The sequence below is a fragment of the Escherichia sp. MOD1-EC5189 genome (assembly GCF_002966045.1).
Lineage (GTDB): Bacteria > Pseudomonadota > Gammaproteobacteria > Enterobacterales > Enterobacteriaceae > Escherichia > Escherichia coli_F.
Window position 1 is genome coordinate 1 of record NZ_PTRX01000014.1, and the last position, 26563, is coordinate 26563.

Annotated in this window: 30 protein-coding genes and 1 riboswitch; of the genes, 22 read left to right on the forward strand and 8 right to left on the reverse strand. The window is 47.4% G+C overall.

The window, feature by feature from the left end; all coding sequences use genetic code 11:
* The 6 genes from ATB02_RS26700 to ATB02_RS13670 form a co-directional block, all read left to right on the forward strand.
* Positions 1–99 (forward strand): hypothetical protein (locus ATB02_RS26700; RefSeq protein ID WP_241957639.1); only part of this gene is annotated, 99 nt, incomplete at its 5' end.
* Positions 100–361: 262 nt separating this feature from the next.
* Positions 362–643: a YehE family protein gene (locus ATB02_RS13645; protein ID WP_001046488.1), complete on the forward strand. Its 282-nt coding sequence runs from the start codon at positions 362–364 to the stop codon at positions 641–643.
* A gap of 295 nt (positions 644–938) precedes the next feature.
* Positions 939–1481, forward strand: a complete 543-nt coding sequence (locus ATB02_RS13655) for a fimbrial protein (RefSeq protein ID WP_000830468.1) — start codon at positions 939–941, stop codon at positions 1479–1481.
* An 80-nt stretch (positions 1482–1561) separates the two neighbouring features.
* The gene (locus ATB02_RS13660) at positions 1562–2236 is read left to right on the forward strand and encodes a fimbria/pilus periplasmic chaperone (RefSeq protein WP_000677343.1); all 675 of its coding nucleotides are present in this window, start codon (positions 1562–1564) and stop codon (positions 2234–2236) included.
* A 15-nt stretch (positions 2237–2251) separates the two neighbouring features.
* Positions 2252–4732 carry a fimbrial biogenesis outer membrane usher protein gene (locus ATB02_RS13665; protein ID WP_105271746.1) on the forward strand — a complete coding sequence of 827 codons (2481 nt, stop codon included), beginning with the start codon at positions 2252–2254 and terminating at the stop codon, positions 4730–4732.
* A 15-nt stretch (positions 4733–4747) separates the two neighbouring features.
* Entirely contained in the window at positions 4748–5782 is a 1035-nt protein-coding gene (locus ATB02_RS13670; protein WP_088541334.1) for a putative fimbrial-like adhesin protein, read from the forward strand.
* Between the two features lie 81 nt (positions 5783–5863).
* Here the strand turns inward: ATB02_RS13670 and rcnB are convergent, their stop codons facing one another.
* Both rcnB and rcnA read right to left on the reverse strand, forming a co-directional pair.
* Positions 5864–6202, reverse strand: a complete 339-nt coding sequence (gene rcnB, locus ATB02_RS13675; RefSeq protein WP_105271747.1) for a Ni(II)/Co(II) efflux transporter accessory subunit RcnB — start codon at positions 6200–6202, stop codon at positions 5864–5866.
* Between the two features lie 204 nt (positions 6203–6406).
* The gene (gene rcnA, locus ATB02_RS13680) at positions 6407–7228 is read right to left on the reverse strand and encodes a nickel/cobalt efflux protein RcnA (RefSeq protein ID WP_000134589.1); all 822 of its coding nucleotides are present in this window, start codon (positions 7226–7228) and stop codon (positions 6407–6409) included.
* A 120-nt stretch (positions 7229–7348) separates the two neighbouring features.
* On the opposite strand from rcnA, the gene rcnR reads away from it, so the two are divergent.
* The 5 genes from rcnR (at position 7349) to ATB02_RS13705 (ending at position 11110) form a co-directional block, all read left to right on the forward strand.
* Positions 7349–7621, forward strand: coding sequence for a Ni(II)/Co(II)-binding transcriptional repressor RcnR (gene rcnR, locus ATB02_RS13685; protein WP_000019944.1), 273 nt, complete (start codon positions 7349–7351; stop codon positions 7619–7621).
* A gap of 91 nt (positions 7622–7712) precedes the next feature.
* Positions 7713–7809, forward strand: a riboswitch (TPP riboswitch).
* A gap of 34 nt (positions 7810–7843) precedes the next feature.
* The gene (gene thiM, locus ATB02_RS13690) at positions 7844–8632 is read left to right on the forward strand and encodes a hydroxyethylthiazole kinase (protein ID WP_105271748.1); all 789 of its coding nucleotides are present in this window, start codon (positions 7844–7846) and stop codon (positions 8630–8632) included.
* Positions 8629–9429, forward strand: a complete 801-nt coding sequence (gene thiD / locus ATB02_RS13695; RefSeq protein WP_032184563.1) for a bifunctional hydroxymethylpyrimidine kinase/phosphomethylpyrimidine kinase — start codon at positions 8629–8631, stop codon at positions 9427–9429. Before thiM ends, thiD begins: the two co-directional genes overlap by 4 nt.
* Before the next feature lie 64 nt (positions 9430–9493).
* Positions 9494–10312 (forward strand): glycoside hydrolase family 25 protein, encoded by an 819-nt coding sequence (locus ATB02_RS13700; RefSeq protein WP_105271749.1) that lies wholly within the window; start codon positions 9494–9496, stop codon positions 10310–10312.
* Positions 10313–10363: 51 nt separating this feature from the next.
* Entirely contained in the window at positions 10364–11110 is a 747-nt protein-coding gene (locus ATB02_RS13705) for a GntR family transcriptional regulator (protein ID WP_000434034.1), read from the forward strand.
* On the opposite strand, the gene ATB02_RS13710 is transcribed toward ATB02_RS13705, so the two are convergent.
* The 3 genes from ATB02_RS13710 to ATB02_RS13720 are packed head-to-tail and all read right to left on the reverse strand — an operon-like array spanning position 11084 to position 14324.
* Positions 11084–12049 (reverse strand): carbohydrate kinase family protein, encoded by a 966-nt coding sequence (locus ATB02_RS13710; protein ID WP_088541338.1) that lies wholly within the window; start codon positions 12047–12049, stop codon positions 11084–11086. The two genes, ATB02_RS13705 and ATB02_RS13710, sit on opposite strands and share 27 nt — an antisense overlap.
* Positions 12046–13050: an ADP-ribosylglycohydrolase family protein gene (locus tag ATB02_RS13715; RefSeq protein WP_105271750.1), complete on the reverse strand. Its 1005-nt coding sequence runs from the start codon at positions 13048–13050 to the stop codon at positions 12046–12048. Before ATB02_RS13715 ends, ATB02_RS13710 begins: the two co-directional genes overlap by 4 nt.
* A complete protein-coding gene (locus ATB02_RS13720) occupies positions 13047–14324 on the reverse strand; it encodes a nucleoside permease (protein WP_088541340.1) in 1278 nt (425 codons plus the stop codon). The genes ATB02_RS13715 and ATB02_RS13720 overlap by 4 nt, the downstream gene beginning before the upstream one ends.
* A 256-nt stretch (positions 14325–14580) precedes the next feature.
* On the opposite strand from ATB02_RS13720, the gene fbaB reads away from it, so the two are divergent.
* The 8 genes from fbaB (at position 14581) to ATB02_RS13760 (ending at position 22108) form a co-directional block, all read left to right on the forward strand.
* On the forward strand, positions 14581–15633 hold the full coding sequence (gene fbaB / locus ATB02_RS13725; RefSeq protein ID WP_000129551.1) for a class I fructose-bisphosphate aldolase: 1053 nt from the start codon (positions 14581–14583) through the stop codon (positions 15631–15633).
* A gap of 226 nt (positions 15634–15859) precedes the next feature.
* Positions 15860–16714, forward strand: coding sequence for a tagatose-bisphosphate aldolase subunit GatY (gene gatY / locus ATB02_RS13730; protein ID WP_105271751.1), 855 nt, complete (start codon positions 15860–15862; stop codon positions 16712–16714).
* 27 nt (positions 16715–16741) lie between these two features.
* Positions 16742–18004 carry a tagatose-bisphosphate aldolase subunit GatZ gene (gene gatZ / locus ATB02_RS13735; RefSeq protein WP_105271752.1) on the forward strand — a complete coding sequence of 421 codons (1263 nt, stop codon included), beginning with the start codon at positions 16742–16744 and terminating at the stop codon, positions 18002–18004.
* 9 nt (positions 18005–18013) lie between these two features.
* Positions 18014–18463, forward strand: coding sequence for a PTS galactitol transporter subunit IIA (gene gatA / locus ATB02_RS13740; RefSeq protein ID WP_000182883.1), 450 nt, complete (start codon positions 18014–18016; stop codon positions 18461–18463).
* Between the two features lie 34 nt (positions 18464–18497).
* Positions 18498–18782 carry a PTS galactitol transporter subunit IIB gene (gene gatB, locus ATB02_RS13745; RefSeq protein WP_000823282.1) on the forward strand — a complete coding sequence of 95 codons (285 nt, stop codon included), beginning with the start codon at positions 18498–18500 and terminating at the stop codon, positions 18780–18782.
* Positions 18783–18785: 3 nt separating this feature from the next.
* On the forward strand, positions 18786–20141 hold the full coding sequence (locus ATB02_RS13750; RefSeq protein WP_105271753.1) for a PTS galactitol transporter subunit IIC: 1356 nt from the start codon (positions 18786–18788) through the stop codon (positions 20139–20141).
* A gap of 47 nt (positions 20142–20188) precedes the next feature.
* On the forward strand, positions 20189–21229 hold the full coding sequence (gatD, locus tag ATB02_RS13755) for a galactitol-1-phosphate 5-dehydrogenase (protein ID WP_032303335.1): 1041 nt from the start codon (positions 20189–20191) through the stop codon (positions 21227–21229).
* A gap of 105 nt (positions 21230–21334) precedes the next feature.
* Complete coding sequence (locus ATB02_RS13760) at positions 21335–22108, forward strand: DeoR/GlpR family DNA-binding transcription regulator (RefSeq protein WP_001295426.1); 774 nt, start codon at positions 21335–21337, stop codon at positions 22106–22108.
* A gap of 81 nt (positions 22109–22189) precedes the next feature.
* Here the strand turns inward: ATB02_RS13760 and yegS are convergent, their stop codons facing one another.
* The gene (yegS, locus tag ATB02_RS13765) at positions 22190–23089 is read right to left on the reverse strand and encodes a lipid kinase YegS (RefSeq protein ID WP_105271754.1); all 900 of its coding nucleotides are present in this window, start codon (positions 23087–23089) and stop codon (positions 22190–22192) included.
* Between the two features lie 483 nt (positions 23090–23572).
* On the opposite strand from yegS, the gene ATB02_RS13770 reads away from it, so the two are divergent.
* Positions 23573–23890: a hypothetical protein gene (locus ATB02_RS13770; protein ID WP_001353116.1), complete on the forward strand. Its 318-nt coding sequence runs from the start codon at positions 23573–23575 to the stop codon at positions 23888–23890.
* A gap of 454 nt (positions 23891–24344) precedes the next feature.
* Here ATB02_RS13770 and ATB02_RS13780 read toward each other — a convergent pair whose 3' ends face one another.
* Both ATB02_RS13780 and ATB02_RS13785 read right to left on the reverse strand, forming a co-directional pair.
* A complete protein-coding gene (locus ATB02_RS13780) occupies positions 24345–25352 on the reverse strand; it encodes a phage integrase (RefSeq protein WP_024243417.1) in 1008 nt (335 codons plus the stop codon).
* 145 nt (positions 25353–25497) lie between these two features.
* On the reverse strand, positions 25498–25797 hold the full coding sequence (locus ATB02_RS13785) for a helix-turn-helix domain-containing protein (RefSeq protein WP_000063559.1): 300 nt from the start codon (positions 25795–25797) through the stop codon (positions 25498–25500).
* Between the two features lie 116 nt (positions 25798–25913).
* Here ATB02_RS13785 and ATB02_RS13790 point away from each other — a divergent pair, with 116 nt between their 5' ends.
* On the forward strand, positions 25914–26189 hold the full coding sequence (locus tag ATB02_RS13790) for a regulatory phage cox family protein (protein ID WP_000240614.1): 276 nt from the start codon (positions 25914–25916) through the stop codon (positions 26187–26189).
* 22 nt (positions 26190–26211) lie between these two features.
* Complete coding sequence (locus ATB02_RS13795) at positions 26212–26559, forward strand: hypothetical protein (RefSeq protein ID WP_000379071.1); 348 nt, start codon at positions 26212–26214, stop codon at positions 26557–26559.
* The last annotated feature ends 4 nt before the right edge of the window (positions 26560–26563 follow it).

Consider the following 26563-nt stretch of genomic DNA (forward strand, 5'->3'; position numbering starts at 1 on the left):
TTTACTGCTATCTACCGCCAGCTGGCTGACCGCGTTGCAGCCCAGCTTTATTGGCAGGGAGAAGTCATTCCTGGCGAGATTTCCTTCCGCGCGGTCTGACGCGTATTAAACTTTTTGGTTGTTTTTCATACACCGCAGAGATGTTACATTGATGCGGTGTATTTGTTTTTGCCGCATTAATGAACACTTATTTAATGCTGCGAATATTCTGCGGACCTTCGTCCGAAACTCTATACGATCGATTGATCGTACAGGCAATGCATCATTATCATCCTTCGTGGCTGTGTAGTGGATGTACAGCTATAGTTTGTTATGCACTCATTCTATCCAGGCATAACCTTTACTACAGGGATAACGTTCAATGAATAAGTACTGGCTGTCAGGAATTATTTTTCTTGCCTATGGAATGGCTTCTCCCGCGTTCTCTTCACAGACTGCCACATTAACGATTAATGGCAGGATCAGTCCCCCAACATGCAGTATGGCTATGGTTAATGGTCAACCTCAACAGCATTGTGGTCAGTTAACGTATGATGTTGATACCCGTCATCAGGTTTCTTCGCCAGTCAAAGGTGTGACGACAGAAGTGGTTGTTGCAGGTAGCGATAGCAAACGTCGAATCGTGTTAAATCGCTACGATTAATTTGCCACCCTGGTTTTTTAAGCGGATTTAGAAAGCTGAAATCATTCGTGTGAATGATTTCAGCTTTTTTATTGATATTAATAATACCATTTAAAAAAATCTGCATTAATTAATAGATGTGATAAATATTTAATATGCTTAAGTATTTGTTGTATTTATATTGCAATAGTTAATTTGTTTTAAATCAATAAAACAATATGTTTACATTGCGGCAACTTTTTTGATGTGAGAAATTTGTTTCCAAGAGATACAGACTCTTAACAACCAAAAAATAAATTTTATTAAGGAACATATTATGAAACGTTCAATTATTGCTGCCGCTGTCTTTTCTTCTTTTTTTATGAGCGCTGGGGTATTTGCCGCAGACGTTGATACCGGAACATTAACCATTAAAGGGAATATTGCAGAATCTCCGTGTAAATTCGAAGCGGGTGGCGATTCAGTAAGTATTAATATGCCAACTGTACCAACCACTGTCTTTGAAGGTAAAGCTAAATACTCGACCTATGATGATGCAGTCGGTGTAACCAGCAGCATGTTAAAAATTAGCTGTCCGAAAGAAGTTGCTGGTGTAAAACTCTCGTTGATTACCAACGATAAAATAACCGGAAACGATAAGGCGATAGCCAGTAGCAACGATACCGTGGGGTACTACCTCTATTTAGGTGATAACAGCGATGTCCTGGATGTTTCTGCACCTTTTAACATTGAAAGTTATAAAACAGCGGAAGGTCAATATGCCATTCCGTTTAAAGCGAAATATCTGAAACTGACAGATAACTCAGTGCAATCAGGTGATGTGTTATCTTCTCTGGTTATGCGTGTGGCGCAGGATTAATAAATAAAATTTCAAATTTCTCCAGGTAATAAACATGGCCGCTATCCCCATGGCGGCCTTTTAATTTAAGAGGCATTAAGATGAAAGGATTATTAGCTTTACTTATTTCTTCTATGGTCCTTCCTGCGCATGCCGGAATTGTTATCTACGGGACGCGCATTATTTACCCGGCAGAAAATAAAGAAGTGATGGTGCAGTTGATGAACCAGGGAAACCGTTCTTCGCTGCTGCAGGCGTGGATTGATGATGGCGATACGTCGTTACCACCAGAAAAAATTCAGGTTCCTTTCATGTTAACGCCACCAGTGGCAAAAATAGGGGCAAATTCCGGGCAGCAAGTAAAAATCAAAATTATGTCGAATAAACTGCCCACTAATAAAGAGAGCATTTTTTATCTGAATGTTCTGGATATCCCACCAAATAGTCCAGAGCAAGAGGGCAAGAATGCACTGAAATTTGCAATGCAAAACAGAATCAAATTGTTTTACCGGCCTGCGGGTATTGCACCGGTAAATAAAGCGACATTTAAAAAGTTACTGGTAAATCGCAGTGGCAATGGATTGGTGATAAAAAATGACTCAGCAAATTGGGTAACGATTTCGGATGTCAAAGCTAATAATGTCAAAGTCAATTATGAAACTATTATGATTGCCCCCTTGGAAAGTCAGAGTATTAATGTCAAAAGTAATAATGCGAATAACTGGTATCTGACCATTATCGATGACCATGGCAACTATATTAGTGACAAAATTTAATTGCAGGAGCTGCCTATGTTGAGAATGACCCCACTTGCATCAGCAATCGTAGCGTTATTGCTCGGCATTGAAGCTTATGCAGCTGAAGAAACCTTTGATACCCATTTTATGATAGGTGGAATGAAAGACCAGCAGGTTGCAAATATTCGTCTTGATGATAATCAACCCTTGCCGGGGCAATATGACATCGATATTTATGTCAATAAGCAATGGCGCGGGAAATATGAGATTATTGTTAAAGACAACACGCAAGAAACATGTTTATCAAGGGAAATTATCAAGCGGTTAGGCATTAATACCGATAACTTTGCCAGCGGTAAGCAATGTTTAACATTTGAGCAACTTGTTCACGGTGGGAGCTATACCTGGGATATCGGAGTTTTTCGTCTCGATTTCAGTGTACCGCAGGCGTGGGTGGAAGAACTGGAAAGTGGCTATGTTCCACCGGATAACTGGGAGCGGGGTATTAATGCGTTTTATACCTCTTATTATGTGAGTCAGTATTACAGCGACTATAAAGCGTCGGGTAATAGCAAGAGTACATATGTACGTTTTAACAGCGGGTTAAATTTACTGGGGTGGCAACTGCATTCTGATGCCAGTTTCAGTAAAACAAATAGCAATCCAGGGGTGTGGAAAAGCAATACCCTGTATCTGGAACGTGGATTTGCCCAACTTCTCGGCACGCTTCGCGTGGGTGATATGTACACATCAAGCGATATTTTTGATTCTGTTCGCTTCAGCGGTGTGCGGTTGTTTCGTGATATGCAGATGTTGCCTAACTCGAAACAAAATTTTACTCCACGGGTGCAGGGGATTGCTCAGAGTAACGCGCTGGTAACGATTGAACAGAACGGTTTTGTGGTTTATCAGAAAGAGGTTCCTCCTGGCCCGTTTGCGATTACAGATTTGCAGTTGGCCGGTGGTGGAGCAGATCTTGATGTCAGCGTGAAAGAGGCGGACGGTTCGGTAACCACCTATCTGGTGCCTTATGCAGCAGTGCCGAATATGCTGCAACCCGGCGTGTCGAAATATGATTTTGCGGCAGGTCGTAGCCATATTGAAGGGGCGAGCAAACAAAGTGATTTTGTTCAGGCGGGTTATCAGTATGGTTTTAATAACTTATTGACGCTGTATGGCGGATCGATGGTCGCGAATAATTATTACGCGTTCACTTTGGGGACTGGCTGGAATACACGCATTGGTGCCATTTCCGTCGATGCCACGAAGTCGCATAGTAAACAAGACAACGGCGATGTGTTTGACGGGCAAAGTTATCAAATTGCCTACAACAAATTTGTGAGCCAAACGTCGACGCGTTTTGGTCTGGCGGCCTGGCGTTATTCGTCGCGTGATTACCGGACATTTAACGATCACGTTTGGGCAAACAATAAAGATAATTATCGCCGTGATGAAAACGATATCTTTGACATTGCCGATTATTACCAGAACGATTTTGGCCGTAAAAATAGCTTTTCTGCCAATATGAGCCAGTCATTGCCAGAAGGCTGGGGTTCTGTGTCCTTAAGTACGTTATGGCGAGATTACTGGGGGCGTAGCGGCAGCAGTAAGGATTATCAGTTGAGTTATTCCAACAACCTGCGACGGATAAGCTATACCCTCGCGGCAAGCCAGGCTTATGACGAGAATCATCATGAAGAGAAACGTTTTAATATTTTTATATCGATTCCCTTTGATTGGGGTGATGACGTTACGACGCCTCGTCGGCAAATATATATGTCTAACTCAACGACGTTTGATGATCAGGGTTTTGCCTCAAATAATACGGGATTATCGGGAACCGTTGGAAGCCGGGATCAATTTAACTATGGGGTCAACTTAAGTCATCAGCATCAGGGAAATGAAACGACAGCTGGCGCGAATTTGACCTGGAACGCGCCGGTTGCGACAGTGAATGGCAGTTATAGTCAGTCGAGTACTTATCGACAGGCTGGAGCCAGTATTTCAGGGGGCATTGTCGCCTGGTCGGGTGGCGTTAATCTGGCGAACCGTCTATCCGAAACGTTTGCTGTAATGAACGCACCTGGAATTAAAGATGCTTATGTCAATGGGCAAAAATATCGTACAACAAATCGTAATGGAGTGGTGGTATACGACGGAATGACACCTTATCGGGAAAATCACCTGATGCTGGATGTGTCGCAAAGCGATAGTGAAACAGAATTACGTGGTAACCGGAAAATTGCCGCACCTTATCGCGGCGCGGTCGTACTGGTTAATTTTGATACCGATCAGCGCAAGCCCTGGTTTATAAAAGCGTTAAGAGCGGATGGGCAACCATTAACGTTTGGTTATGAAGTCAATGATATCCACGGTCACAATATTGGTGTTGTCGGTCAGGGAAGCCAGTTATTTATTCGCACTAATGATGTACCGCCATCGGTTAATGTGGCAATTGATAAACAACAAGGGCTCTCATGCACAATCACCTTCGGTAAAGAGATTGATGAAAATAGGAACTATATTTGCCAGTAATAATCGGGTGGCTCTATGAAAATTCGCATAATGTTATTTATATTAATTATGATGGTAATGCCTGTGAGCTATGCAGCATGTTATAGTGAGTTATCTGTTCAGCACAATTTGATTGTTCAGGGGGATTTTGCACTTACTCAAACACAAACGGCGACATATGAGCATAATTTTAATGATTCGTCATGCGTGAGTACAAATACTATCACCCCTATGAGCCCGTCGGATATTATTGTTGGACTTTATAACGATACCATTAAATTAAATTTACATTTTGAATGGACCAATAAAAACAACATCACGTTGTCAAATAATCAGACCAGTTTCACTAATGGTTATTCGGTAACGGTGACACCTGCGGCCAGTAATGCAAAAGTGAATGTTTCTGCGGGGGGCGGCGGTTCAGTGATGATTAATGGTGTTGCGACATTATCCAGTGCTTCATCATCGACACGCGGGAGTGCTGCAGTACAATTTTTACTGTGTTTATTCGGTGGCAAGTCATGGGATGCATGTGTAAATAGCTACAGAAATGCATTGGCACAAAATGCAGGTGTCTATTCCTTTAATCTGACATTGTCATACAACCCGATAACCACAACCTGCAAACCGGACGATTTATTAATTACTTTAGAGAGTATTCCCGTTTCACAATTACCAGCTACAGGTAACAAAGCAAAAATAAATAGTAACAAAGGGGATATTGTTCTGCGTTGTAAAAACTTATTAGGTCAACAAAATCAAACATCACGGAAAATGCAGGTGTATTTATCAAGTTCTGACTTGTTAACCAACAGCAACACAATACTGAAAGGTGCGGAAGATAATGGCGTAGGATTTATTCTTGAAAGTAATGGTTCTCCAGTCACACTTTTAAATATCACTAACAGCAGTAAAGAATACACAAATTTAAAAGAAATTGCGGCAAAGTCAAAACTTACAGATACAACGGTTTCAATTCCGATAACTGCCAGTTACTACGTCTACGATACAAATAAAATTAAATCTGGCGCACTGGAGGCAACCGCATTAATCAACGTGAAATACGACTAATAACAAGCAAGACGAGCAAGTGGCTAATAATAAAAAATAACAAGGTGTCTGCATTTCCCCCTCATGATGAGGGGGCTTTTTTTAGCGATGATAAAAAATCTCACCATCGTAGGCTTTAATGATTTTACCGTCGGTGTCGCTGATCAACACGTACGCGCCACCCATATAGGTCCAGTGCGTCCCGGCATCAGGCGCGGGCAGGTTACGTAACTGCCACTGCTTAATGTTGTACTCATCGGTGCGGTACATCTCTGGGACGGTATCGCCTGGTTTGAAATGCTTAAAGTCAGCAATGAAACTGCTTAACTCATACTTAGAAATTCCCGAGGTATTGGTCGAACCCGCGGTGGCTAGTGCGGCCCAGGCGGCACTGGTAACCAGCAAAAGCACACCCAGCAACATCTTATTTTTAATGGTCATAAACTCTCCACTTTGGGGATCTGTAATATCAGTCGCATATCTTTCCTGCCATACAATATAACTGACAAGCGATATTTTGTTAGTGATCCCATGATTTCGTAAAAAGTGTAAATGAAAGGATGCCCTAAAAGCATCCTTAGCGAGCAGAGAGCCAGCGGAAATAGCTGATTTAAGAATCATCCTGGGCTGAAGATAACATGCAGCCTATCGCATAATGCCCATAAAGCCATGCACGCCCATATACACCCCAACTAAGCCAATCAACAGACTGGAAAAATAGGGGGCACGTTTAGCGAGAGTGTTAAATCCGCTCCAGCGTTTTGCGACCTGCTGAACGCTGATTGCTGCGCCAACGCCTACGGTGACTAGCGTTAACGCCAGGCCAATGCTGAAACTGACGACCAGTGTTGCGCCTAGTGTCAGGGCTTTCAACTGAATACAAATCAACAGCACGGTAATTGCTGCCGGGCAGGGGATCAGTCCACCTGTTAACCCAAACAATAAAATTTGCCAGTTGGTCACTTCTCTGCCATTGAAGCGTCGTTTGATGTCATTGGCATGGGCTCGTGCATGAGCATCCTGATACTCCCCATGTTCGTGATGGTGATGATGTCCATGGTCGTGGTGATCTTCGTGATCGTGATGATACTCATGATCATGCCCGTGCATATTCTCCAGCCAGTTGCGTTCGCCGCGCCAGGTACGCCAGAACATCCAGAACGCGGTGCCAATAATGATCACCGCGGAAATCAACTGGAGCCACGGTTCTGCAGATTGAGCAGTAAAACGTTTGCTGATCACCATCCCGCCAAAGGCAATCAACCAGACCACCGCGGTATGCGAAATGGTTGCTGCCAGTCCGAGCATCACCGCCTGTTTAATGGTGCCTTTGATGGCGATGATAAACGCCGCCATCATCGTTTTTGAGTGCCCTGGTTCCAGGCCATGAAGCGCACCAAGTAAGATGGCGCTGGGGATGAAGAACCAGGCATTTCCTTGCTGAAGAAGAGTGGTAAATTCGGTCATGATAATAATTCTTAGTATTAATTCGGCAATCCGATTCTACTCCCCCCCAGTACCTGATACTACCCCCCAGTAGAATAATAGTGCTATGATTTTTCATGTTCTTGTTAACCAGGTGTTGCCATGTCTCATACAATCCGTGATAAACAGAAACTGAAAGCGCGTGCCAGTAAGATTCAGGGTCAGGTCGTGGCGCTCAAGAAAATGCTCGACGAGCCGCACGAATGCGCAGCTGTTCTACAACAGATTGCTGCTATCCGTGGCGCGGTAAACGGCCTGATGCGCGAAGTGATTAAGGGGCATCTGACGGAACACATCGTTCACCAGGGGGATGAGCTAAAACGTGAAGAAGATCTGGATGTCGTTCTGAAGGTGCTGGATTCATATATCAAATAATTTCACAACGTTATTGTAATCCCGCCGTTTTTCCTCGTTTACAACGTGTGCGCGGGACATTACCATCCATCTCTGCGATTCATCATCGCAACCAAACGACTCGGGGTGCCCTTCTGCGTGAAGGCTGAGAAATACCCGTATCACCTGATCTGGATAATGCCAGCGTAGGGAAGTCACGGACCACCAGGTCATTGCTTCTTCACGTTATGGCAGGAGCAAACTATGCAAGTCGACCTGCTGAGTTCCGCGCAATCTGCGCACACGTTAAACCTCTTTTACCAACACTCTCCTCTTGTGCATTGCATGACCAATGATGTGGTGCAAACCTTTACTGCCAATACCTTGCTGGCGCTCGGTGCATCGCCAGCGATGGTTATCGAAACCGAAGAAGCCAGTCAGTTTGCGGCTATCGCCAGTGCGTTGCTGATTAACGTTGGCACGCTGACGCAGCCACGCGCACAGGCAATGCGTGCTGCCGTTGAACAGGCAACACACTCTCAAACCCCCTGGACGCTTGATCCGGTCGCGGTTGGCGCACTCGATTATCGTCGCCGTTTTTGTCATGAACTTTTATCTTTTAAACCGGCAGCGATACGTGGTAATGCTTCGGAAATCATGGCATTAGCTGGCGTTGCTAATGGTGGACGGGGAGTGGATACCACTGACGCCGCAGCTAATGCGATACCCGCTGCACAAACACTGGCACGGGAAACTGGCGCAATCGTCGTGGTCACAGGCGAGGTGGATTATGTTACCGATGGGCATCGTATCGTTGGCATTCACGGTGGCGATCCGCTAATGACCAAAGTGGTAGGAACTGGCTGTGCATTATCGGCAGTTGTCGCTGCCTGTTGTGCATTACCAGGCGATATGCTGGAAAATATCGCATCTGCCTGTCACTGGATGAAACAAGCCGGAGAACGCGCCGTCGCCAGAAGTGAAGGGCCTGGCAGTTTTGTTCCCCATTTTCTTGATGCGCTCTGGCAATTGACGCAGGAGGTGCAGGCATGAAACGGATTAACGCTCTGACAATTGCAGGCACTGATCCCAGTGGTGGCGCAGGAATTCAGGCAGATCTCAAAACGTTCTCTGCACTTGGTGCTTATGGTTGTTCAGTAATAACCGCCCTGGTAGCGCAAAACACCCGAGGCGTGCAATCGGTGTATCGCATAGATCCTGATTTTGTCGCCGCGCAGTTGGATTCGGTGTTCACTGATGTGCGAATCGACACCACTAAAATCGGTATGTTGGCGGAAACCGATATTGTTGAAGCGGTGGCAGAACGGTTGCAACGTTATCAGATCCAAAACGTGGTACTCGACACCGTTATGCTGGCAAAAAGCGGCGACCCTCTGCTTTCACCTTCGGCGGTTGCCACGCTGCGCAGTCGATTATTGCCACAGGTTTCATTAATAACGCCAAACTTGCCCGAAGCAGCTGCCTTGCTCGACGTGCCACACGCGCGCAACGAACAGGAAATGCTGGAACAAGGACGAGCGCTGTTAGCGATGGGCTGTGGCGCAGTGCTGATGAAAGGCGGTCATCTGGATGATGAGCAAAGCCCGGACTGGCTGTTTACCCGAGAGGGGGAACAACGGTTTACTGCACCGCGCATTATGACCAAAAACACCCACGGCACTGGTTGTACGCTCTCTGCGGCGTTGGCTGCACTACGCCCGCGCCATACAAACTGGGCTGACACCGTACAGGAGGCAAAAAGCTGGCTTTCATCGGCGTTAGCCCAGGCCGACACGCTGGAAGTTGGCGACGGTATTGGTCCGGTTCACCACTTCCACGCCTGGTGGTGAGCACCGTACTATAGCTGCTTTGGTTATTGTCAGTCTTTGGCGCTGACATTCAGGGATGAAACCAATGCAACTGAGAATCACCAGTCGAAAAAAATTCACCGCTTTATTATGCGCTCTGGGGCTCATTTCTATCGTTGCGATTTATCCGCGTCAGACGGTGAATTTTTTCTATTCGACAGCAATTCAGATTAAAGACTACATCCACTTCTACGGTTATCGCCCGGTCAAATCTTTTTCTATTCGCATTCCTGCCAGTTATACCATTCACGGAATAGATGTTTCGCGCTGGCAGGAGCGGATCGACTGGCTGCGTGTCGCAAAAATGCGCGACAACGGTATCCGCTTACAGTTTGCTTTTATTAAGGCCACGGAAGGCGAAAAGCTGGTTGACCCGTATTTTTCGCGCAACTGGCAAAAAAGCCGTGAAAATGGCCTACTGCGTGGGGCGTATCACTATTTTTCTCCGTCGGTATCCGCTTCAGTTCAGGCGAGATTATTTCTGCAAACGGTGGATTTTGCCCACGGCGATCTCCCTGCCGTGCTGGACGTAGAAGAGCGAGGAAAATTATCGGCAAAAGAATTACGCAAGCGGGTAAGTCAGTGGTTAAAAATGGTTGAAAAAAGCACGGGAAAAAAGCCGATTATTTACTCCGGAGCCGTGTTTTATCACACGAATCTGGCGGGGTATTTCAATGAGTATCCGTGGTGGGTAGCGCACTATTATCAACGTCGCCCGGACAATGACGGCATGGCATGGCGTTTCTGGCAGCATTCTGACCGTGGACAGGTCGATGGCATCAATGGTCCGGTGGATTTTAATGTGTTTAATGGCACGGTGGAGGAGTTGCAGGCATTCGTTGATGGGATTAAAGAAACGCCTTAAATAAGAAGCAGTGATATACTCCCACCAGACTCCCTGGCAGGAAAAAGACAAATGGAACAAGCGCATACCCAGCTGATTGCCCAACTGAACGAACGTATTTTAGCGGCGGATAACACGCCGCTTTATATTAAGTTTGCCGAAACGGTGAAAAATGCCGTGCGCAGCGGGGTGCTGGAACATGGCAATATTTTACCCGGCGAGCGCGATTTAAGTCAGTTAACCGGCGTTTCGCGTATTACGGTGCGCAAGGCGATGCAGGCGCTGGAAGAAGAGGGCGTGGTGACACGTTCGCGCGGCTACGGCACGCAGATTAATAACATCTTTGAATACTCGTTAAAAGAAGCGCGAGGATTTTCTCAGCAGGTGGTGTTGCGCGGGAAAAAGCCCGATACGCTATGGGTTAACAAGCGTGTCGTGAAATGTCCCGAAGAAGTCGCGCAGCAGCTGGCGGTCGAAGCAGGAAGTGATGTCTTTTTGCTTAAGCGTATTCGCTATGTTGATGAAGAAGCGGTCTCTATTGAGGAGTCGTGGGTTCCGGCGCATTTAATTCATGATGTTGATGCCATCGGAATCTCTCTTTATGACTACTTCCGCAGTCAGCATATTTTTCCAAAGCGTACCCGTTCCCGCGTTAGCGCCCGGATGCCGGATGCCGAGTTTCAGTCACATATTCAATTAGATAGTAAAATACCGGTGCTGGTGATCAAGCAAGTGGCGCTTGACCAACAGCAACGGCCTATTGAGTACAGCATCAGCCACTGTCGCAGTGATCTATACGTTTTTGTGTGTGAGGAGTAGTTCCTCGCGGGTTGGCGCGCAATCACCGCCGCGATGCCCGACAACCCACGACGCCACTGCATTGCCCAGCAATACGGCATCCGCCAGTGGCAAACCAGAGGCCAGTCCAGCTAATACGCCACCTGCATGACTGTCGCCCGCCCCAATGGTGTCTACAACTTGCGTTGGAAATGCCGGGATGCAGCCAGAAGCGTTATTGCTGAAATACCATGCGCCTTCTTTATCCAGACGAACGATCAACGGCGCGGCAAATTTCTCCTGCCATTGCTTGCCAAGTGTTGTTATCTCTGCTGATAAAGCAAAACGTTCGGCGGCAATCTCACCCTCCTGACGATTGAGTGACACTAAAGGTCGACAGGCCATGATTCGCGCCAGTAATGCATCCGGGATATCGCCAATACGTGGGCCAAAATCGATGAACGGCGTCACGTCTTGCAGACTCTCCAGCCATTCCACTAACAATTCACCGCAGGGCGAGGCCAGTTGATAACCGGAAAAATAGAGCAGGCTGCCAGGCGCAACGGTTAATCGCGCCAACCATTCGCGATTCCACTGATTTTCCACACCACTGAACGACATAAACGTGCGTTCACCATCAGGCTCAACCAGCGCCAGACACCAGCCGTTATCGCCTTCGGCGTTATCGATGAGGCTGATTAATCCTTCTTTCGCCATCCGGTTACGAATAATTTCCGCCCACACACCCTGGCCGAGCGGCAGGGCATTACCCGCTTCGATACCGAGGCGCTTTAACGCCACGGCAATATTCAGTGCGCAGCCGCCAACGTTAACGCTCTGCTGTTTCAGTTCGATATCGCACCCACGCCAGGGCAGGGCATAAGCGTCGGCGATCACATCAATGACTGCCGCGCCGACGACCATCACCGGCTGACGCGTGGTTAATTCAGGCAGCAGCGTGTGTAATCGAGCGCCGCTCATGCCGCCTCCCGTTGTTGACGATACTTCGCCAGCGCTGTGGCATAGCGGTTGAAATCAAGCTGATTTACCGCATCCAGTTCCGCCTTTAACGCAGGAGCGATAGTGTTAACGCCATGCAACGCGCCGCAAATCGCCGTCGCCATAGCGCCGATGGTGTCCGTGTCACCGCCAAGATTGGCGCACAGAATGGCGCAACGGTTCGGGTCGGTTTGTGCTAGTTCAACCAGCGCAATGGCGCACGGAACGGACTCAATAGTACTGGTACCTGCCCCAACCACCTGATACAGCTGTTCGCTGGCGGATTCGGTGCCGTCGGCATTGCGCACAATTTTCAGCGCAATCTCCAGACGTGCTGCCAGTGAGGCGCTGAAGGTAGTGATGCGTTTTTGCTGTGCATGTCGCGCAATTGAAGGCAGTGAATCAACAATCGCTGACCAGCTTTCTCCGTCAATGGCACGAGAAACCGCCCATGCGATGACTACCGCGCCTGCCACCGCCAGATCGGATTTATGGGTCGGGCTGGACGCCAGCGCCACATCATCAATAAAGGAATCAACATCGCGCGCCGGAAGCAAACAACCTAATGGCGAGACGCGCATCGCTGCGCCGTTGGTCACGCCATTGTTTTCCAGTTCAGCAACGGGTTTACCGTCGCGAATGGCGTTGAGAGCAATCTTCGAGGTCGGACCTAGTACGTTTTTGTTAAAGGCGTCGAAACGCAGCGCCCAGTCGAGAATATTACGCCCAATCAGATCCGGATCGATCTCGCCTTCACGTTCCAGTAACGCATCCGCCAGACACAGCGCCATTGAGGTATCGTCGGTGAATTCGGCGCGGTTAAAATAACAGGCCGCGTTATTCTCCTTTGGTCCAGGCAGAAAACGGTCAATCCAGCCAAAGTGTGCTTTAACGCGGCTGCGTGGCCAAAGCTCGGAGGGCATCCCCATCGCATCCCCTAACGCCTGCCCATAAAGAGCACCGAGAATACGTTCTGTTTTCATTTAACTTCCCCTTGTGTCAACGCAATATCGCGATCATCGACCTTGATAGCCGTAATTTCGTTGTCGGATTCGCGGAAAAAAATCATGAACAGCACGGCGATAATGGCAATCATCACCGCGCCGAAAGTCCACATCCCGGACCAGTTGAAAGTCAGTCCGTTTACCGGTTCCGGATAAGCGAACATCTTTTCCATCATCACACCGCCAAGACGATAGCCGAGCAAACTGCCGAATCCCTGGCAGCAGAGCGTGATCAGCCCCTGCGCAGCGGTACGCATATGCACGGGGGCTTTTTTATCGACATAGATGTAAGCGGTAACGTAGTAAAAATCGTAACTTACTCCATGCAGCAAAATGCCGAGGAACAGTAACGCGTAGGTGAAATATTCATCCGCACTACCGTAAATAAAGAAGCCATAGCGGATCGCAGCGGTGACCAGACCAAGTAATAATACCTTTTTGATACCAAATCGTTTGGTAAAAAACGGCAATGCCAGCATAAAGAAGATTTCAGAGAACTGGCCGAGCGTCATCCAGCCGGTGGCGTTTTTCATGCCGACTTCTGTCAGATAACCGTTGGCAAAGATGTAATAGAACGCCAGTGGCATCGCAAACAGGAATGAACAGAAGAAAAAGACGAGGAAGTTTTTATCGCGCAGCAGGATCAGCGCATCCAGGCCGAGCATGACTTTAATGTCCATTTTGCCGGTGCTTTTTGGCGGCGTGTCGGGCAGGAAAAACGCAAACACACCGAGTAATGCGGAGCTTCCGGCGGTAATTAATAGTGGAATATTGGTCGGTGAGATATCGTCATATCCCAGCATCTGAGGCAGGAATCCGCAGACCAGGCCAGAGGCAATCCAGCCTATAGTCCCCAGTACGCGAATGCGCGGAAAATCGCGCTCCACATCCGGGACGTTAGCAAACGCGATGCTGTTAGTCAGCGCAATGGTCGGCATATAGGTTAGCGAGTAGGCCAGCAGTAACGGGAAGAACCCGGCAAAAGTGGTCTGTTGCGCAGCGAAATACATCAGCGCCGCACCAGCGAACATCAATACCGCCAGCACTTTCTGCGCCGAGAAAAAGCGGTCAGTGATGGAGCCAACCAGAATTGGCGACAGGATCGCCGCAATGGCGGTACAGGCATACGACCAGCCAATTTCTCCGGCACTAAAACCGCTTTTACTTAACCACAACCACAATGGCACAAACCACGCGCCCCAGATAAACCATTCAACAAACATCATGAACGACAGCTTTGCTGTTGTTTTCATCTTTTAATTCCTTCATGACAGGTAATGTAAGGTACGCGATGACAATACCATTTAATAATACCTTTTAAATACCTTTGCGGTGAAAACTTGACCGCGGTAACATTTTTTCTGATGAATCGAGCCAACAGAAAACGCTGAAAAAACATCCAAAAGATGGAAAAACTCGCCTGTAACGACCAGGATTATGATTGCCCGCAAAAGGCGGGCCAGGACAATCCATAGCCGATATCCAATCGGAATTTACGGGAGCATAGTAATGACAGATATTGCGCAGTTGCTTGGCAAAGACGCCGACAACCTTTTACAGCACCGTTGTATGACTATTCCTTCTGACCAGCTTTATCTCCCCGGACATGACTACGTAGACCGCGTGATGATTGACAATAATCGCCCGCCAGCGGTGTTACGTAATATGCAGACGTTGTACAACACTGGGCGTCTGGCTGGCACAGGATATCTTTCTATTCTGCCGGTTGACCAGGGCGTTGAGCACTCTGCCGGAGCTTCATTTGCCGCTAACCCGCTCTACTTTGACCCGAAAAACATTGTTGAACTGGCGATCGAAGCGGGCTGTAACTGTGTGGCGTCAACTTACGGCGTGCTGGCATCGGTATCGCGGCGTTACGCGCATCGCATTCCATTCCTCGTCAAACTTAATCACAACGAGACGCTAAGTTACCCGAACACTTACGATCAAACGCTGTATGCCAGCGTGGAGCAGGCGTTCAACATGGGCGCGGTGGCGGTTGGCGCGACCATCTATTTTGGCTCGGAAGAGTCACGTCGCCAGATTGAAGAAATTTCTGCGGCCTTTGAACGTGCGCACGAGCTGGGCATGGTGACCGTGCTGTGGGCCTATTTGCGTAACTCCGCCTTTAAGAAAGATGGCGTTGATTATCATGTTTCCGCCGACCTGACAGGTCAGGCGAACCATCTGGCGGCAACCATAGGTGCAGATATCGTCAAACAAAAAATGGCGGAAAATAACGGCGGTTATAAAGCGATTAATTACGGTTATACCGACGATCGCGTGTACAGCAAGTTGACCAGCGAAAACCCGATTGATCTGGTGCGTTATCAGTTAGCTAACTGCTATATGGGCCGGGCAGGGTTGATAAACTCCGGCGGTGCTGCAGGCGGTGAAACTGACCTCAGCGATGCAGTGCGTACTGCGGTCATCAACAAACGCGCTGGCGGAATGGGGCTGATTCTTGGACGTAAGGCGTTCAAGAAATCGATGGCTGACGGCGTGAAACTGATTAACGCCGTGCAGGACGTTTATCTCGATAGCAAAATTACTATCGCCTGATACGCCTCATACGAACAGCACTACCCCGTAGGGCGGATAAGGCGTTCGCGCCGCATCTGACATAAAACAACGTGCACTTCGTTACGGCTTCCCCCGGGAGGCCGTTTTTTTTTCCTGTCATTCTGATTAATTTTCATATTGTCGTTTTTGTGATCGTTATCTCGACATTTGAAAACAAATAATTTCATTATATTTTGAAATCGAAAACAAACGACAGGATGTGAAAATGTACGTGGTATCGACAAAGCAGATGCTGAACAACGCGCAGCGCGGCGGTTATGCGGTTCCGGCATTCAATATTCACAATCTCGAAACGATGCAAGTGGTGGTGGAAACCGCTGCCAGCATGCATGCGCCGGTCATCATCGCCGGAACGCCCGGTACATTTACTCATGCTGGTACAGAAAATCTGGTGGCGCTGGTCAGCGCTATGGCGAAGCACTATCACCATCCATTGGCGATTCACCTCGACCATCACACGAAATTTGACGATATCGCTCAGAAAGTTCGTTCAGGTGTGCGCTCGGTAATGATCGACGCCTCGCATTTGCCTTATGCGCAAAATATTGCACGGGTAAAAGAGGTGGTGGATTTTTGCCATCGCTTTGATGTCAGCGTCGAAGCGGAGCTGGGGCAGCTTGGCGGCCAGGAAGATGATGTACAAGTCAATGAAGCTGATGCGTTGTATACCAACCCCATTCAGGCGCGTGAATTTGCCGAGACAACCGGGATTGATTCCCTGGCGGTCGCCATCGGCACGGCTCACGGTATGTATGCCAGCGCACCGGCGCTTGATTTTTCTCGACTGGAGAACATTCGCCAGTGGGTGAACTTACCGCTGGTGCTGCATGGCGCGTCAGGGTTATCGACTAAGGATATTCAGCAAACCATCAAACTGGGGATATGCAAAATCAACGTTGCAACGGAGCTGAAAAATGCCTTCTCGCAGGCGTTAAAAAATTACCTGACCGAGCACCCCGAAGCGACCGCTCCCCGGGATTATTTGCAGTCGGCTAAATCCGCAATGCGCGATGTGGTGAGCAAAGTGATTGCTGATTGTTGCTGCGAGGGCAGGGCATAACGCACCTGCCATTTACAAGGAAAAAACATGAAAACGTTAATTGCCCGGCATAAAGCTGGTGAACATATCGGCATATGTTCAGTCTGTTCTGCCCATCCGTTGGTTATCGAAGCGGCGCTGGCATTTGATCGCAACAGCACGCGCAAAGTGCTGATTGAAGCAACGTCAAACCAGGTCAATCAATTTGGCGGTTATACCGGAATGACACCGGCGGACTTTCGCGAATTTGTGTTTGCGATTGCCGATAAAATCGGATTTGCTCGTGAGCGTATCATTCTCGGCGGCGACCATCTGGGACCGAACTGCTGGCAGCAAGAAAATGCGGAAACGGCGATGGAAAAATCCGTCGAGCTGGTAAAAGCATATGTTCGAGCGGGGTTCAGTAAAATTCACCTTGATGCGTCAATGTCATGTGCGGGGGATCCAATACCATTAGCGCCAGAAACGGTTGCTGAACGTGCTGCCGTGCTTTGTCAGGCGGCGGAAAGTGTGGCGACAGATTACCAGCGTGAGCAACTGAGCTATGTCATTGGCACCGAAGTTCCGGTTCCGGGCGGTGAGGCCAGCGCCATTCAGTCAGTACACATTACCCGGGTTGAAGATGCCGCCAATACTTTACGTACGCATCAAAAGGCCTTTATTACTCGTGGGCTGACAGAGGCGTTAACACGCGTGATTGCCATCGTGGTACAGCCGGGTGTGGAATTTGATCACAGCAATATTATCCATTATCAGCCGCAAGAAGCGCAGGCGCTGGCGCAATGGATAGAAAACACCCGAATGGTTTATGAAGCACATTCTACCGATTACCAGACCCGGACGGCTTATTGGGAATTAGTCCGCGATCACTTTGCAATTTTGAAAGTAGGGCCAGCATTAACCTTTGCTCTACGTGAGGCGATATTTGCGTTGGCACAAATTGAGCAGGAGCTTATCGGCCCCGAAAATCGTAGCAGTTGCCTGGCGGTGATTGAAGAAGTGATGCTCGATGAACCGCAGTACTGGAAAAAATATTATCGCACGGGTTTTAACGATTCATTACTGGATATTCGTTACAGCCTGTCGGATCGTATTCGTTATTACTGGCCGCATAGTCGAATTAAAAATAGCGTTGAAACGATGATGGCGAATCTGGAAGACGTGGACATCCCACTGGGCATGATTAGTCAGTATCTACCCAAACAATTTGAACGCATACAGTCCGGGGAATTATCGGCAATACCGTATCAGTTGATTATGGATAAAATTTATGATGTTTTGCGTGCCTATCGCTACGGCTGTGCGGAATAAGGACGGTATATGACTAACCTGTTTGTTCGTAGCGGAATTTCTTTTGTCGATCGTAGCGAAGTTTTAACTCATATCGGTAATGAGATGATCGCGAAAGGTGTGGTTCATGAAACCTGGCCACAGGCATTAATTGCCAGAGAAGCAGAATTCCCCACGGGGATAATGCTTGAACAGCACGCCATTGCAATACCGCATTGTGAGGCGATTCATGCTAAGTCGTCAGCCATTTATCTGTTAAGACCGGCGAATAAAATAAAGTTTCAGCAAGCTGATGATGATAACGACGTGGCGGTGTCGTTGATTATCGCGCTGATTGTCGAAAATCCGCAGCAGCAACTGAAGCTTTTGCGGTGCTTATTTGGCAAGTTGCAGCAACCAGATATCGTTGAAACGCTAATCACCATTTCTGAATCGCAATTAAAGGAATATTTCACACAGCATATTTTAGATTCCGAATAACCAAAAACATCTGTACCAATAAAAAGGATTGATTATGAAACGCAAGATAATTGTCGCTTGCGGAGGCGCGGTTGCGACCTCTACGATGGCGGCGGAAGAAATTAAAGAGTTGTGTCAGAGTCATAATATTCCTGTTGAATTAATCCAGTGTCGGGTTAATGAAATAGAGACCTATATGGATGGCGTGCATTTGATATGTACTACCGCCAAAGTTGACCGCAGTTTTGGCGATATTCCGTTAGTTCACGGCATGCCTTTTGTTTCTGGTGTCGGTATCGAAGCATTACAAAATAAAATTCTGACTATCTTACAGGGGTGACCTATGTTTTCAGAAGTCATGCGTTATATTCTCGACCTCGGCCCTACGGTCATGTTGCCGATTGTCATCATTATTTTTTCTAAGATATTAGGCATGAAGGCAGGCGATTGCTTTAAAGCGGGTCTGCATATCGGGATTGGCTTTGTTGGCATTGGCCTTGTGATTGGCTTAATGCTGGATTCCATTGGCCCGGCGGCGAAAGCGATGGCGGAAAATTTCGACCTGAATCTGCATGTGGTCGATGTCGACTGGCCGGGCTCTTCACCCATGACCTGGGCGTCGCAAATTGCGCTGGTGGCGATTCCGATTGCGATTCTGGTTAACGTGGCGATGCTACTGACCCGTATGACGCGGGTAGTAAATGTTGATATATGGAATATCTGGCATATGACCTTCACCGGCGCATTGCTGCATCTGGCAACCGGTTCATGGATGATAGGGATGGCGGGTGTGGTAATTCACGCGGCGTTTGTTTATAAGCTCGGCGACTGGTTTGCCCGCGATACCCGAAATTTCTTTGAGCTGGAAGGCATTGCTATTCCGCACGGTACGTCGGCGTATCTGGGGCCAATTGCGGTGCTGGTGGATGCTATCATCGAGAAAATCCCAGGCGTTAACCGTATTAAATTTAGCGCCGACGATATTCAGCGCAAATTTGGCCCATTTGGCGAACCTGTCACCGTGGGCTTTGTGATGGGGCTGATTATCGGCATCCTCGCGGGTTACGATGTCAAAGGCGTATTGCAACTGGCGGTAAAAACGGCGGCAGTCATGCTGCTGATGCCACGGGTGATTAAACCCATCATGGATGGTTTAACGCCCATCGCTAAGCAGGCCCGTAGTCGTTTACAGGCGAAGTTCGGCGGTCAGGAGTTCCTGATAGGCCTTGATCCGGCATTACTGCTGGGGCATACGGCGGTGGTATCGGCAAGCCTGATTTTTATCCCGCTCACCATTTTAATTGCTGTTTGTGTTCCGGGTAATCAGGTACTGCCGTTTGGCGACCTTGCCACCATCGGCTTCTTTGTTGCGATGGCAGTTGCCGTGCATCGTGGAAATCTGTTCCGCACCTTAATCTCGGGTGTCATCATTATGAGCATCACCCTGTGGATCGCGACGCAAACTATTGGTTTGCACACCCAACTGGCGGCTAATGCTGGGGCGTTAAAAGCCGGGGGCATGGTGGCTTCAATGGATCAGGGCGGTTCTCCCATTACCTGGTTACTGATTCAGGTTTTCTCCCCGCAAAATATTCCCGGTTTCATTATTATCGGTGCCATTTATCTAACCGGTATTTTCATGACCTGGCGTAGAGCGCGCGGCTTTATTAAACAAGAGAAAGCCGTTCTCGCAGAATAATTTTTACCTGAGGGGGAGTTTATCCCCCTTAATAATCAGGAGTTTTTATGAAATCAGTGGTGAATGATACTGATGGTATCGTACGCGTTGCCCAACGAGTCATTCCTGAAATTAAACATCAGGATGAGGTGCGGGTAAAAATTGCCAGCTCGGGATTATGTGGTTCCGATTTACCCAGAATTTTTAAAAATGGTGCACATTATTATCCAATAACGTTAGGCCATGAATTTAGCGGCTATATTGATGCTGTGGGATCCGGTGTTGATGATTTACATCCTGGCGATGCGGTTGCCTGTGTGCCGTTATTACCCTGTTTTACTTGTCCAGAGTGTCTGAAAGGGTTTTATTCCCAGTGCGCAAAATATGATTTTATTGGCTCACGGCGTGATGGCGGGTTTGCCGAATATATTGTCGTTAAGCGGAAAAATGTCTTTGCTCTACCTGCGCATATGCCTATTGAGGATGGGGCTTTTATTGAACCGATTACCGTTGGCCTGCATGCTTTCCATTTAGCGCAAGGTTGTGAGAATAAAAACGTTATTATTATTGGTGCCGGAACCATTGGCCTGCTGGCCATTCAGTGCGCTGTCGCGCTGGGAGCAAAGAGTGTGACGGCTATCGACATTAGCTCAGAAAAACTGGCACTGGCAAAATCTTTCGGTGCGATGCAAACATTTAACAGCCTTGAAATGAGCGCGCCGCAAATGCAGGGCGTTTTACGCGAGCTGCGCTTTAATCAGCTTATCCTCGAGACGGCTGGCGTCCCGCAAACCGTCGAACTGGCGGTAGAGATTGCCGGGCCTCATGCCCAGCTGGCGCTGGTGGGCACGTTGCATCAGGATCTGCATTTAACATCGACAACGTTTGGCAAAATATTACGTAAAGAGCTGACGGTTATCGGCAGTTGGATGAACTACTCCAGCCCTTGGCCGGGGCAGGAGTGGGAAACGGCGAGCCGGTTGCTGACAGAACGTAAGTTAAGCCTGGAGCCATTAATCGCTCACCGTGGAAGCTTTGAAAGCTTCGCCCAGGCGGTGCGTGACATCGCTCGTAATGCTATGCCGGGCAAAGTGTTGCTTATTCCCTGAAACCGCGGGCCAGCGTGATGCTGGCCCGGTATTGTGCAAAACAGATCATTCACCAATGGTCCCCCTTCGTTTACACTAGCCACAATTGAATATGGGTAAATGACGATGAATTCATTCGAGCGAAGGAATAAGATCATCCAATTAGTGAATGAACAGGGAACAGTGCTTGTTCAGGATCTGGCGGGAGTATTTGCTGCCTCGGAAGCGACAATCCGTGCCGATTTGCGCTTTCTCGAACAAAAAGGCGTGGTTACGCGCTTTCATGGCGGTGCGGCGAAAATAATGTCCGGTAATAGTGAAACCGAGACCCAGGAAGTCGGGTTTAAAGAGCGATTTCAGCTCGCCAGCGCGCCGAAAAACAGAATTGCGCAGGCGGCAGTCAAAATGATCCACGAAGGGATGACCGTTATTCTCGACAGCGGAAGTACGACAATGCTTATCGCAGAAGGTTTAATGACCGCCAAAAATATCACGGTGATTACCAACAGTCTCCCGGCGGCGTTTGCCCTTTCCGAAAATAAAGACATTACTCTGGTCGTCTGTGGTGGCACGGTCCGCCATAAAACGCGCTCGATGCATGGCTCCATTGCCGAGCGTTCATTGCAGGATATTAATGCCGATTTAATGTTTGTCGGTGCTGATGGTATTGATGCGGTTAATGGTATTACGACCTTTAATGAAGGTTATTCGATTAGCGGTGCGATGGTCACCGCCGCTAATAAAGTGATTGCCGTTCTCGATTCATCGAAATTTAACCGTCGCGGTTTTAATCAGGTACTGCCAATCGAAAAAATTGACATTATTATTACCGATGATGCCGTGTCAGAGGTGGATAAACTGGCATTGCAGAAGACACGGGTGAAATTAATTACGGTGTAGTATTGTTCAGTAGGCCGGATAAGGTGTTTATACCGCATCCGGCATAACTGTTTCTCCCTGGTTCAAGAGAGAATAGTTTGATTAACGCAATAATGGACAATCCGGTGGTAATCGACAACGCAACGCCGCCGGAAGTATTTCAATATGAAAGTTTTGCCCACTCAACGGTTCGCCATCAAGATTAAAGGTAATTTCGTGTGGCGCTTGTATATCGAACCACGCCGAAGCATCTTCGATAATATTCGGGTTATCTTCGTCAGATTTTAAGGTTGATACGAGAGCCGGAAGAATTTCATCGCCGGTGAAAATGCGCAGTTGCAGTAAGCCGTCGTTAATTAATGCGTTCGGGCACAATTGCTGACCGCCACCTGCCTGACGGCCGTTACCAATACCAATGACTAGTGCGTCACCTTGCCAGTGAAAGTTTTCACCGCGGATTTCACAACGGTCCGGTTGCAGTGTATCCATGCGCATTAAGCCGTGAATGATGTAAGAGACGCCACCCAGCGCTGCTTTTAATTTTTCCGGCGTTTCTGTGGTAATACGTGTCCCAAACCCACCCGTTGCCATATTAATAAAACAGGTTTGTTTGTTGACCTGCGCCATATCAATCGCAATAGCGTCACCAGCAATTGCTAGTTTCAGCGCCTTATCCAGTGCCTCAGGTATACCCACGCTGGTCGCGAAATCGTTCGCTGTACCTAGTGGCAAAATCCCCAGCGCGGGTATGTCATCGCCCTCACACTGAATCAGCGCCGAGGAAACTTCATTAATAGTGCCATCGCCACCACCGGCAATTACCGTTGCGACGCCCAGCTTCCGGGCCTCTTCTACAAATCGGGCGGCATCGCCTTTCTCCCAGGTGACCCGCACATGGATCGTCATTCCTTCCTCGCGCAACAGCATAATTGCTTCGCGCAAGGGTTGATTGTCAGTACTTTTGCCGTTAAGAATCAGTAAGCTGGCGGGAAATTCTGCCATAATCGTATGCCTTTATGATTGGTCTGTAGATAGTGTAGAGCAGAAAAGAAAAGGCGGAGTCAGAACAGGATGAAAATCGGAGGATAAAAAATCAGTTCAAGGATGGGGAATTCAGTGGTTACCAGTAAGGGGGGGCAACGGTACACTCGGTTTTTATCGGCATAAATGATCACTCAAAGCACTTAAGCATTATTTTACTGTGGATTCAGCGTGGTAGCGAACATTAACGGTAGTCAGGGACAAACTTCAAAAGAGCCTATGCATCATATTCAACAAAGCAATGGCATCCTCAATGTACGATTCCAATTATATTAAATAATTCCTATGAGGTTATCGGTGATAGGCCTCCATGTCTGTATTTCCTACTTATGTAGGAAATTCTGCACAAAACATTTATTATAATCCTATTCAATAATGACAATGATGTCATTATTATATTTCAACACTAGAGAGTGTCGTTGGTGTTTAATGGGGGAAGGTGAGATGAAAAAGACAGCTGCTATATCATTAATTAGTGTTTTTCTTATGTCTGGTTGTGCTGTGCATAATGATGAGACAAGTATCGGTAAATTCGGTCTTGCCTATAAAAGTAATATCCAGCGTAAACTCGATAACCAATACTACACTGAAGCCGAAGCATCTTTAGCCAGGGGCAGAATATCTGGTGCAGAAAATATAGTGAAAAATGATGCAGCTAATTTCTGTGTTACTCAGGGCAAAAAAATGCAGATAGTTAACCTGAAGACTGAAGGGGCAGGATTACATGGCGTCGCGCGTCTGACATTCAAATGTGGAGAGTGAGAATAGATTCAAGACTACCATGGACACATCCATTTTTATCTCTGATAAGGTATTCTTCAACACCATTATTGAATGTGAGTAATAATGACAAGCAGATAGATGAAACTACAGCAGAATTTTTATTTTATGCGGCTATCAGAAAATGATGGCATAAATATTCCTATGCTTTAGCTTCATTTTTTGTAAGCGTCAAACATGCGCGTTCTGGCTGTGCGTAGCCGGACCCTGTGCGAGCACGATGCCGTTAAGTGAAAGGCATCGTGCTATGAAGGGGAATTCTATCGATATGGTCAATGGAAGGAGGTAACCCGGTATGAATCCTTCCTTCTGTTTCATTGAATTACGCATAAAAAATAAGCCCGTGTAAGGGCGTTTTTCAGGGTAGGTAACATGGGCTTTCAGCGGTGCAATGCGGGTTTGCGCGGCACGCAAGACCACTGAAAGCCATAATAAACTACCCTACTGTGGACACAGTGTGGACACTCATGGAGTCAACGCCACCACGTAGCGGATTGAGTGAAACAGCATCCTGAAGATACTCCGGGGCAAAGTGCGCATAGACCATTGTCTGCTCTATGCGTGAATGTCCCAGTATTCTCTGCAGGGTGATGATACTCCCGCCGTTAATCATAAAGTGGGTAGCAAAACTGTGACGCAATGCGTGAGTTGCTTGCCCGTCCGGTAGATCTGGTTTTACATCTTTCATTGTTCGCCTGAACTTCGGATATGAGGCATCAGGGAACAGATAACCTTTACCCGCAATCATTACAGCAACTTCCTCAGAGATAGGGACTGTGCGCGGTTTGTTCGTCTTTGTTTTAACGAACGTCACCCGATTCTGTATTACGTTCTCAGCTTTCAGTTTCGCGGCTTCACCCCATCGAGCGCCGGTACTTAAACAGAGGATCGCGATTTTCTTGTTGTCCCCGTCAAGATTGGCAAGTAACAATGTTATTTCTTCCTGCGTCAGATAGCCTGTTTCTGGTTTCTGCTCCTTGAGCTTTTTCATCCCTCTGAAAGGGTGTTCGCCAAAAAACAGTTCCGCATCAATTAGCGCAGTAAACATACCACTCAGGCAGGTAAGGTCGCGGTTAATACTGGCCGGTTTTATGCCTTGCCCTCTGCGAGTCATGCTGTACTGGCTAATAAGCGCTTTGGTTATCTGGAACGCGCAAGGGTCATCAGTGATCCGGGTAAAGATTTCAATCTTACCCAAATTGGATTTTCCGTGTTCTTCATGCTTGCCTTTCAGATCCCACCAGACTTTTGTTAATTCAGACAGATGCCGCTTATCTGTCGGTTTAGCTAGCCATTCTTTATCGTGATGGTTGTATTGAGTGTGTTTCTCAAAAGCTACAGCCTCACTTTTCTTGTCAAATTTCCTGCGGATGCGCTTTCCGTTGCGCCCTGCAGGTCTGATATCCACTTCATAACGACCATCATCGAGTTTCTTAATTGTCATAAGACCCCCAAATGAATGGTGCTAGGTTGAGTTTTCTTTGCTGCTGTTAATTTTCCCTTGCGCTTAGATTTCACAAAATTGTTGTGCTTGTTGTATTTGGCAACAAGTAAACAAATTTTGTTATAAAGATGCGCCTGGTGAATGGTTAACCAATCTTTTGGTCTGAGTGCTGCGATGTTGTTACATCTTGCCCAAAGTGTGCGAGGGCCGGTGCTATCTGACCGGCTTCGGGAGCAACCTGATCGGTCATAAACCACAACGTGTATTTGCTGAACTGGGGCATTTGCAAAATCCTCATCATTACGTCCGTGGGCGGTGTAGAACGACCACTTTCGTAATAACTTAAAGTGCCATAGGGAATGCCTGTTAAATCAGCAAGTTGCTGTCTGCTGAGATACTCAGACTTTCTGATGAGTACAATTTTCTCGTTTAAGGCGTTTGACATGGTGTTTAGATCTCAATACTATTTGATTTAGATGTAGACTGTTTGATGTTTAGAAATGAACATCAAAAGCAACTATAAGCCATTGGTGACGATTCTTAAACTTGTGAGGGCCTTAAATGGTTAAACAGATCGCGTTAAGCACAGATGCCGTCCCATATCAGGAGTTCGCAAAACTCATTGGTAAAACACCGGCAGCGGTGAAGGGGATGATTGAAAAAGGAAAGCTACCTGTAGTTGAAATGACCGATCCGCAATCAACTTCCGGGCGGGCAGGTGAGTACTGGGTCTATCTTCCAGCCTGGAACAACGGCATGAAAATGGCGTATGAGAGCCGCCCGAAGGAAATTAGGGAAGGGTGGTTAATGTGGTTGGGTCTGGGCAATCCATCATAAGCAACTTACAGGGTTGAATAAAATGGACACGGCAAAAATCTTTAAACTCTCAGATAGTCATACAGCGTTATCAAATGTGTTTATACGGATTAAGGATAAAAGAACACCTTGCGGTAATTACTTTTTCCGTTTGGATAAGTTGGACTGCGTTTCGTTAGCAGATAATTCAGGACTAACACCATTAATTGAGGTTACTGGTGGGTATGTTGAACCCAGCGTCACTTATGAGCAATTCATGAGTTTTCTTTTTCAGGTATTTGATGACGTATCAAAAGGTGATAACAGCATCAGAGTTTATGAGTTGATTGTTGATGAAGAAACAGTGCGAGATGTACCACCTCGCACAAGAAAAACGATAACGCCACAGTGATGGA

Excerpts from the sequence above, each read along its gene's own strand:
- ATB02_RS13645 (WP_001046488.1), top strand. The coding sequence starts at position 362 with ATGAATAAGTACTGGCTGTCAGGAATTATTTTTCTTGCCTATGGAATG.
- ATB02_RS13655 (WP_000830468.1), top strand. The coding sequence starts at position 939 with ATGAAACGTTCAATTATTGCTGCCGCTGTCTTTTCTTCTTTTTTTATG.
- ATB02_RS13660 (WP_000677343.1), top strand. The coding sequence starts at position 1,562 with ATGAAAGGATTATTAGCTTTACTTATTTCTTCTATGGTCCTTCCTGCG.
- ATB02_RS13665 (WP_105271746.1), top strand. The coding sequence starts at position 2,252 with ATGTTGAGAATGACCCCACTTGCATCAGCAATCGTAGCGTTATTGCTC.
- ATB02_RS13670 (WP_088541334.1), top strand. The coding sequence starts at position 4,748 with ATGAAAATTCGCATAATGTTATTTATATTAATTATGATGGTAATGCCT.
- rcnB (WP_105271747.1), bottom strand. The coding sequence starts at position 6,202 with ATGACCATTAAAAATAAGATGTTGCTGGGTGTGCTTTTGCTGGTTACC.
- rcnA (WP_000134589.1), bottom strand. The coding sequence starts at position 7,228 with ATGACCGAATTTACCACTCTTCTTCAGCAAGGAAATGCCTGGTTCTTC.
- rcnR (WP_000019944.1), top strand. The coding sequence starts at position 7,349 with ATGTCTCATACAATCCGTGATAAACAGAAACTGAAAGCGCGTGCCAGT.
- thiM (WP_105271748.1), top strand. The coding sequence starts at position 7,844 with ATGCAAGTCGACCTGCTGAGTTCCGCGCAATCTGCGCACACGTTAAAC.
- thiD (WP_032184563.1), top strand. The coding sequence starts at position 8,629 with ATGAAACGGATTAACGCTCTGACAATTGCAGGCACTGATCCCAGTGGT.
- ATB02_RS13700 (WP_105271749.1), top strand. The coding sequence starts at position 9,494 with ATGCAACTGAGAATCACCAGTCGAAAAAAATTCACCGCTTTATTATGC.
- ATB02_RS13705 (WP_000434034.1), top strand. The coding sequence starts at position 10,364 with ATGGAACAAGCGCATACCCAGCTGATTGCCCAACTGAACGAACGTATT.
- ATB02_RS13710 (WP_088541338.1), bottom strand. The coding sequence starts at position 12,049 with ATGAGCGGCGCTCGATTACACACGCTGCTGCCTGAATTAACCACGCGT.
- ATB02_RS13715 (WP_105271750.1), bottom strand. The coding sequence starts at position 13,050 with ATGAAAACAGAACGTATTCTCGGTGCTCTTTATGGGCAGGCGTTAGGG.
- ATB02_RS13720 (WP_088541340.1), bottom strand. The coding sequence starts at position 14,324 with ATGAAAACAACAGCAAAGCTGTCGTTCATGATGTTTGTTGAATGGTTT.
- fbaB (WP_000129551.1), top strand. The coding sequence starts at position 14,581 with ATGACAGATATTGCGCAGTTGCTTGGCAAAGACGCCGACAACCTTTTA.
- gatY (WP_105271751.1), top strand. The coding sequence starts at position 15,860 with ATGTACGTGGTATCGACAAAGCAGATGCTGAACAACGCGCAGCGCGGC.
- gatZ (WP_105271752.1), top strand. The coding sequence starts at position 16,742 with ATGAAAACGTTAATTGCCCGGCATAAAGCTGGTGAACATATCGGCATA.
- gatA (WP_000182883.1), top strand. The coding sequence starts at position 18,014 with ATGACTAACCTGTTTGTTCGTAGCGGAATTTCTTTTGTCGATCGTAGC.
- gatB (WP_000823282.1), top strand. The coding sequence starts at position 18,498 with ATGAAACGCAAGATAATTGTCGCTTGCGGAGGCGCGGTTGCGACCTCT.
- ATB02_RS13750 (WP_105271753.1), top strand. The coding sequence starts at position 18,786 with ATGTTTTCAGAAGTCATGCGTTATATTCTCGACCTCGGCCCTACGGTC.
- gatD (WP_032303335.1), top strand. The coding sequence starts at position 20,189 with ATGAAATCAGTGGTGAATGATACTGATGGTATCGTACGCGTTGCCCAA.
- ATB02_RS13760 (WP_001295426.1), top strand. The coding sequence starts at position 21,335 with ATGAATTCATTCGAGCGAAGGAATAAGATCATCCAATTAGTGAATGAA.
- yegS (WP_105271754.1), bottom strand. The coding sequence starts at position 23,089 with ATGGCAGAATTTCCCGCCAGCTTACTGATTCTTAACGGCAAAAGTACT.
- ATB02_RS13770 (WP_001353116.1), top strand. The coding sequence starts at position 23,573 with ATGAAAAAGACAGCTGCTATATCATTAATTAGTGTTTTTCTTATGTCT.
- ATB02_RS13780 (WP_024243417.1), bottom strand. The coding sequence starts at position 25,352 with ATGACAATTAAGAAACTCGATGATGGTCGTTATGAAGTGGATATCAGA.
- ATB02_RS13785 (WP_000063559.1), bottom strand. The coding sequence starts at position 25,797 with ATGTCAAACGCCTTAAACGAGAAAATTGTACTCATCAGAAAGTCTGAG.
- ATB02_RS13790 (WP_000240614.1), top strand. The coding sequence starts at position 25,914 with ATGGTTAAACAGATCGCGTTAAGCACAGATGCCGTCCCATATCAGGAG.
- ATB02_RS13795 (WP_000379071.1), top strand. The coding sequence starts at position 26,212 with ATGGACACGGCAAAAATCTTTAAACTCTCAGATAGTCATACAGCGTTA.